The following is a 5,895-nucleotide window of genomic DNA, read 5'->3' as shown; positions in this document are numbered from 1 at the left end:
GCCGGCGCCGGCGCCGGCCGCCCGCGTCGGGTGGCGCAGCACTAGTCCACAGATCGTGGTTCGCGGGGTCTGACGACCAGGAATTGTCAGACCCCTGTGGCAAGGTAAAAGCAGGGGTCCCCTTGGCGGGGGACTCCTGCTTTGTCGTTCCGGGCAAGTCCCGGCTCGACCACCCGCCTGCCCCACCGGAACGCGCGCACGTGACCCGCCGGACGGCTTCTGCCGGAACGCCCGCGCCGACGGTGCCGAGGGTGGATCTCCGCTGGAACACCGCGGCGACCGCCGCACCCGCAGGGAGTCCTCCGCCGGAACGCCCCGAATCCGTCCGCGGTCGCGGTGCGTCGTGCGCGGCGGAGCGGCGGAGCACACCCGCCTGGGCGCGGTTAGGGTGGCGAGGTGGAGGGCTTCAAGGCCGTGGAGCGGCAGGTGCGGTTCGGCACGGCGCGGTTGGCGGCGGCTCCGTACCGCGCGAACAGCCTGGTGCTCACGGTCGACGGGGCGTTGCAGTCCTATGTGGACCTGAGCGACCCGACGCGCCTCCACCTGCCGTACACCGCGTGGATCGCCCGCGTGCTGGACCTGCACTGGCCCGCCGGCGAGCCGGTGTCGGCCCTCCAGGTCGGCGGCGGCGGTTTCACGATCCCCCGGTACCTCGCGGCGACCCGCCCGGGATCGCCGCAGACGGTCTACGAGTTGGACGGCCCGCTGGTCGACCTCGTGCGCTCGCACCTCGACCTGGACTCGGTCGGGAACCTCCGGGTGCACGTCGAGGACGGCGAGGAAGGGATCCGGCGCACCCCCGACGCGACCGCCGACGCGGTGGTCCTCGACGTCTTCCGGGCGGGGGCGGTGGCGGTCCACCTGGCCGCCGTCGAGTTCCTGCGCGAGGTGGCCAGGGTCCTGCGCCCCGGCGGCCTCTACCTGGGGAACACGTGGTCCGCGGCGGACATGACCCTGCCGCTGCGCGCCGTGGCGTCCCTCGCGGAGGTGTTCCGGCACGTCGTGCTCCTCGCCGAACCGGGCCTGCTGCTGGGCAAGCGGGAGGGCAACGCGGTCCTGGCCGCCTCCGACCGCGAGCTGCCGCACCGGGCCCTCACCGCGTGGGCCGAGTCCACCGGCAACCGCGTGGCCTGCCTCACGGCCGCTCAACTGGCGGCCTTCCGCGGCGTGGCGGCACCGCTGACCGCCGACGATCCGGCGGACGACGTCACCCCGGTGCCCCGCTGGGCGGGGTGACCACGGGTCACAGGCCGTTCGACACCTCGCGGACGGTCTTGTGGGGGAAGCGCTTGCGGACGTGGGCCTCGCCCGGTGAGCCCGGGACGACGTAGACCGGTTCCTCCTTGTCCTGCAACGGCTTCACCACGTCCGCCAGGAACGCCTTGCGGTCGGTCAGGAACGGGCCGATGACGTCCTCCCCCGCCGGGCACGCGGCCATGCAGTACGCGGCCTTGTAGTTCGGCCGGAACGCCAGGCTCTGCCACATCGACGCCGACTCCGACGCCGACACCCGCCGCCGGTAGTCCTCGCGGTCCGCGCTGTCCGCGACGTTCTCCACCCAGTCGGTGAACCCGCTCATGAACTCGCGGTAGTTGTGCGTGTAGCAGTCCAGGAAGTTGAACGCGCCGTCCTTCGAGATCGCGCCGACCGGGCACGCCGCCACGCACAGCTTGCACTCCCGGCACGGGTTGAAGTCCGTCGGTGACGAGTGCTCGTCGACCTCGAAGTCCACCACCACGGTGCCGAGCAGGACGAAGTTGCCGAACCGGGGGTGGATCAGGTTGCGGTGGATGCCGATCCGCCCCAGCCCCGCCGCCTGCGCCACCAGCTTGTGCGACACGACCCACCCGCGACCCGGGAAGTCGTCCATCTCCTGCGGGAAGGCGGCGGCGGGGTGCACGGCGCGGTAGCCGGCCTCCTGGAGCGCCCTGGCCAGGCGGTGCCCGACCGCGTCGGCGTCGTCCAGGGTCTGGTGGAACTCGGTGTTGGCGATGCTGCGCAACGGGCTGCGCACGTTGTCCCGGTTCATCCGCACGCAGAACGCGACGTAGGTCCGCGCGCCCGGCAACGCCGTCCGCGCGTGCTCCCGGTCGACCTCCAGCTCCGGCAGGTCGACCGGCACGACCCCGACGTCGTCGGCCCCTGCCTGCTCGGCCAGTTCCCGCAACCACCGCGTGCTCACCCGTGACGGGGGCGTCGGCTTCGGGTTGTCCCGGACCTGGCGCACGGTCGGGTGGTCTTCGAGTCGCATGGCTGTCCCCTCAGGCTGAGTCCCTGAGCGAAACCTAGCTCGGCTGGGTCTCGATCGGCAACCCTGGAGTACAGTCGTGGCCATGGGAGTCGTCATCGACAACGACCGGTGCTCGATCGCGCGTGCCCTGGCGCTGCTCGGTGAGCGGTGGTCGCTGCAGGTCGTCCGCGACGTCTCCAACGGCGTCCGCCGGTTCGAGGAGCTGCGCGAGCACCTCGGCGTCGCGCGCAACGTGCTGAGCAGCCGACTGTCGTCCCTGGTGGACGCCGGGCTGCTGGAACGCGTGCCGTACCGGGAGTTCGGCTCCCGGCAGCGGTACGAGTACGCGCTGACGCCGTCGGGGCGCGAGCTGTGGCCGGTGCTCATGGCGTTGATGGCGTGGGGCGACCGCCACCTCGCGGACGGCCCGCCGCCCGTCGAGCCGGAGCACGTCGGGTGCGGCGGGCGCGTCTCGCTCGTGCCGGTGTGCGAGCACGGGCACGTGGTGGAGCCGGCACGCGAGCTGGGCCTGCGCCTGGGTGCGGCGTCCTAGGAACCGCGGCGGACCGGGGCCGCCCTAGGCGAACCGCGCGCCGCCGTCCACGTGCAGCACGGCACCGGTGACGAACGGGTTGGTCACGGCGTAGAGGACGGCCTGGGCGATGTCGTCGGGCCGACCGACGGTGCCGGTCAGGGCGCGGTCGCCGGCGGTGGCCAGGAACTCCGGCGGCCACACGCCCGAGTCGACGATGCCGGGCGAGACGGCGTTGACCCGGACCGGCGCCAACTCCACCGCGAGGGCCTCCACCAGGAACTTCACCGCGCCGTTGGTGGCCGCCATGACGGTGCGGTGCCGCTGGGGCCGCCACGCCGCGAAGCCGGAGAAGAACGTCATCGACCGGGTGACCCGCAGGTGCTTGGCCAGCAGCAGCGGACCGACGACCTTCGCGTCGAACGCCCTGCGGATGCCCTCCGCGCCCAGGTCGCCCAGCGGGCCGTTGGCGGGCATGGCGGCGGTGGAGACCAGGTGGTCGACCTCGCCGATCTTCGCGGCGAACCGCTCGACGCCGGCCTCGTCGGAGAGGTCGAGGTGCTCGCCGTGGCGGGGGCTGGCGGTGATGACCTCCGCGCCCAGCGCCGCGAAGCTCTCGGACAGGTGACGGCCCAGGTGGGAGCCTCCGACGACGACCACACGGGTGTTCTGCACTGAATCGCTCACCACTCCACCGTGCTGGAGCAGCACGCATAAATCCAATGCATCCTTTCTAAGAACTGCATTAGCTCAGCTCATGAAAGCATCGGCGGGGGCCGGCCTGCCCTACCTCCCGGTGCAGGGGCAGCACCAGTGATCTTGACGCCGCGCCGGCCGAGGCTGGTGCCCATGACGAAGACGTGGCACCGGCCGACCCTGTGGTTGGCCGCGGTGATGGCCGTGGGCGCGGCGGGGTGCGCGGTGGCGCTGCTGCTCGACGGGCGGGTGTTGCAGGGCGCTCCGCTGTGGGCGAAGCCGTTCAAGTTCGCGGTGTCCTTGGCGATCTACTCGGCCACGCTGTCGTGGCTGCTCTCCGTGCCGCACAAGGGGAAGCGGTGGACCTCCGGTGCCGCCACCTTCATCGCGGCGATCATGTTCGTGGAGGTCGGGCTGATCGCCCTCCAGGCCGGCCGCGGCATGTTCACCCACTACAACAGCTCCGACGACCCGCTGAACCAGTTCGTGCAGATCACGTTCGGCACCGCCATCCCGGCGATGTTCCTGGCCAACGTCGTGCTGGCGCTGGTGCTGTCGTTCCAGCGCTTCGGCGGGCCGGACGTGCGGTGGGCCGTGCGGACCGGGCTGTACCTGGCGATCCTCGGCATGGCCTCCGGCTACCTGATGGTGGCCCAGCGCAAGGAGGTTACCGCCGTGGACGCGGGCGGCCGGGAGGTCGAACTGGTCGCCGGGCACAGCGTCGGCGTGCCCGACGGCGGACCGGGGATGCCGCTCACCGGGTGGAGCACCACCGGCGGCGACCTGCGCGTCCCGCACTTCTTCGGCATGCACGGGCTCCAGGTGATGGTCCTGCTCGCGCTCGGACTCGCCGCGCTGGGACTGGCCGAACGCGTCCGCACCCGCCTGGTGGCCGTGGCCGCGCTCGGCTACACCGGTCTGTTCGCCCTGCTGGTCTGGCAGGCGCTGCGCGGCGAGGCGCTGGTCCGCCCCGGCGGCACGACGTGGGCCGCGCTGGCGGGGCTCGTCGTGGTCGTCGCCGCCGGGGCGGGGTGGGCGCTCAGGAGCGGAACGGCAGTTCGCCCGCCAGTGCGGCAACCGGTCCCGCAACGATGATCGCGGGCGGGCGGATGCCCTGCTCGGTGATGTCCGCGGCCAGGGACGCGAGCGTGGACCGCACGACCTTCTGCGTCCGGGTGCTGCCCTCCTGGATCACCGACACCGGGGTGTCGCCCGGACGACCCGTCATCAGGGCGTCCGCGAACGCCGCCGCCCGCTCGACCCCCATCAGGATCACGACCGTGCCGCTCAACCGCGCCAACGCCGACCAGTCGACCAGCGACCTCGGGTCGTCCGGCGCGACGTGCCCGGACACGACCACCACCTCGTGCGCCACGCCCCGGTGCGTCACCGGCACGTCCGCCAGCGCCGGCACGCCGAACGCACTGGTCACCCCGGGCACGACGGTGACCGGCACGCCGGCCTCGGCGCACGCGATCAGCTCCTCGAAGCCCCGGCCGAACACGTACGGGTCACCGCCCTTGAGGCGGACCACGAACCGGCCGGCCTTGGCGTGGTCGACCAGCGTGGTGTTGATGAAGTCCTGGGTCGCCGCACGGCCGTACGGGATCTTCGCCGCGTCCACCACCTCGACGTGCGGCGGCAGCTCGTCCAGCAGCTCGCGCGGCGCGAGCCGGTCGGCCACCACCACGTCCGCCCTGGCCAGCAGCCTGCGCCCGCGCACGGTGATCAGGTCGGGGTCGCCCGGACCGCCGCCGACCAGCGCGACCCCCGCCGGCTGGTCGTGGTGGTCGGCCAGGGAACCGTCGCGCAGCGCCGACAGCAGCCCGTCCCGCACCCCGGCGGACCGGCGGTGCTCGCCACCGGCGAGGACACCGACCAGCAGGCCGTCGTGCTCCCCCACGGCGGGCGTCACGGCCGTGCCCTTCACGGCGACGTCGGCGCGCACGCAGAACACCCGGCGCTCCTCGGCGTCCGCCGTGATCCGGGCGTTCACCTCGGGCGAGGACGTGCAGGCCAGCACGTACCAGGCGCCGTCGAGGTCGCCGTCGGCGTACTCGCGGGCGTGCCACGTCGCCTCGCCGCCGTCGACGATCCCCTGGACCGCCGGGGTCACCTCGGGCGAGATCACCTCGACCCTCGCGCCCGCCGCGACCAGCCTGGGCAACCTGCGCTGCGCCACCGTGCCGCCGCCCACGACGACGACCCGCCGACCGGTCAGGTCCAAGCCCACGAGGTAGTGCTGTTCACCGTGCATGGGTAGAAGCATCCACACCAGACATGTCCTGTCCAACCGGGGTGCTTCACATCACGGGAACCCCGTGGCAGTCGGCCCGGGGCCACGGCGGTGCGGGGGGCCCCCGCCCGGGGTGGGCCCCGGGGGGGGGGCGGGGGGACGCCGGTCACGAGCGGGGGGGGGTGGGGGGGGGTGTTGGGG

The 5,895-nt window shown here is 73.1% G+C and carries 6 protein-coding genes; 3 read left to right on the top strand and 3 right to left on the bottom strand.

Annotated elements, in window-relative coordinates; translation table 11 throughout:
• Positions 1 to 396 precede the first annotated feature (396 nt).
• Positions 397 to 1,236, top strand: coding sequence for a fused MFS/spermidine synthase (locus AB0G02_RS21965; protein ID WP_360797304.1), 840 nt, complete (start codon positions 397 to 399; stop codon positions 1,234 to 1,236).
• A 7-nt stretch (positions 1,237 to 1,243) separates the two neighbouring features.
• On the opposite strand, the gene AB0G02_RS21960 is transcribed toward AB0G02_RS21965, so the two are convergent.
• The gene (locus tag AB0G02_RS21960) at positions 1,244 to 2,251 is read right to left on the bottom strand and encodes a 4Fe-4S binding protein (protein WP_360797302.1); all 1,008 of its coding nucleotides are present in this window, start codon (positions 2,249 to 2,251) and stop codon (positions 1,244 to 1,246) included.
• A gap of 82 nt (positions 2,252 to 2,333) precedes the next feature.
• Here AB0G02_RS21960 and AB0G02_RS21955 point away from each other — a divergent pair, with 82 nt between their 5' ends.
• The gene (locus AB0G02_RS21955) at positions 2,334 to 2,783 is read left to right on the top strand and encodes a helix-turn-helix domain-containing protein (RefSeq protein WP_360797301.1); all 450 of its coding nucleotides are present in this window, start codon (positions 2,334 to 2,336) and stop codon (positions 2,781 to 2,783) included.
• Between the two features lie 24 nt (positions 2,784 to 2,807).
• Here AB0G02_RS21955 and AB0G02_RS21950 read toward each other — a convergent pair whose 3' ends face one another.
• Positions 2,808 to 3,449: an SDR family oxidoreductase gene (locus AB0G02_RS21950; RefSeq protein WP_360797299.1), complete on the bottom strand. Its 642-nt coding sequence runs from the start codon at positions 3,447 to 3,449 to the stop codon at positions 2,808 to 2,810.
• Between the two features lie 162 nt (positions 3,450 to 3,611).
• Here AB0G02_RS21950 and AB0G02_RS21945 point away from each other — a divergent pair, with 162 nt between their 5' ends.
• A complete protein-coding gene (locus AB0G02_RS21945) occupies positions 3,612 to 4,553 on the top strand; it encodes a hypothetical protein (RefSeq protein ID WP_360797297.1) in 942 nt (313 codons plus the stop codon).
• On the opposite strand, the gene cobA is transcribed toward AB0G02_RS21945, so the two are convergent.
• The gene (gene cobA / locus AB0G02_RS21940; RefSeq protein ID WP_360797296.1) at positions 4,498 to 5,715 is read right to left on the bottom strand and encodes a uroporphyrinogen-III C-methyltransferase; all 1,218 of its coding nucleotides are present in this window, start codon (positions 5,713 to 5,715) and stop codon (positions 4,498 to 4,500) included. The two genes, AB0G02_RS21945 and cobA, sit on opposite strands and share 56 nt — an antisense overlap.
• Between the last annotated feature and the right edge of the window lie 180 nt (positions 5,716 to 5,895).

Source organism: Actinosynnema sp. NPDC023658 (assembly GCF_040639995.1).
Lineage (GTDB): Bacteria > Actinomycetota > Actinomycetes > Mycobacteriales > Pseudonocardiaceae > Actinosynnema.
This window is presented reverse-complemented; position numbering and strand designations above follow the sequence as displayed.

Excerpts from the sequence above, each read along its gene's own strand:
- AB0G02_RS21960 (WP_360797302.1), bottom strand. The coding sequence starts at position 2,251 with ATGCGACTCGAAGACCACCCGACCGTGCGCCAGGTCCGGGACAACCCG.
- AB0G02_RS21955 (WP_360797301.1), top strand. The coding sequence starts at position 2,334 with ATGGGAGTCGTCATCGACAACGACCGGTGCTCGATCGCGCGTGCCCTG.
- AB0G02_RS21945 (WP_360797297.1), top strand. The coding sequence starts at position 3,612 with ATGACGAAGACGTGGCACCGGCCGACCCTGTGGTTGGCCGCGGTGATG.
- cobA (WP_360797296.1), bottom strand. The coding sequence starts at position 5,715 with ATGCACGGTGAACAGCACTACCTCGTGGGCTTGGACCTGACCGGTCGG.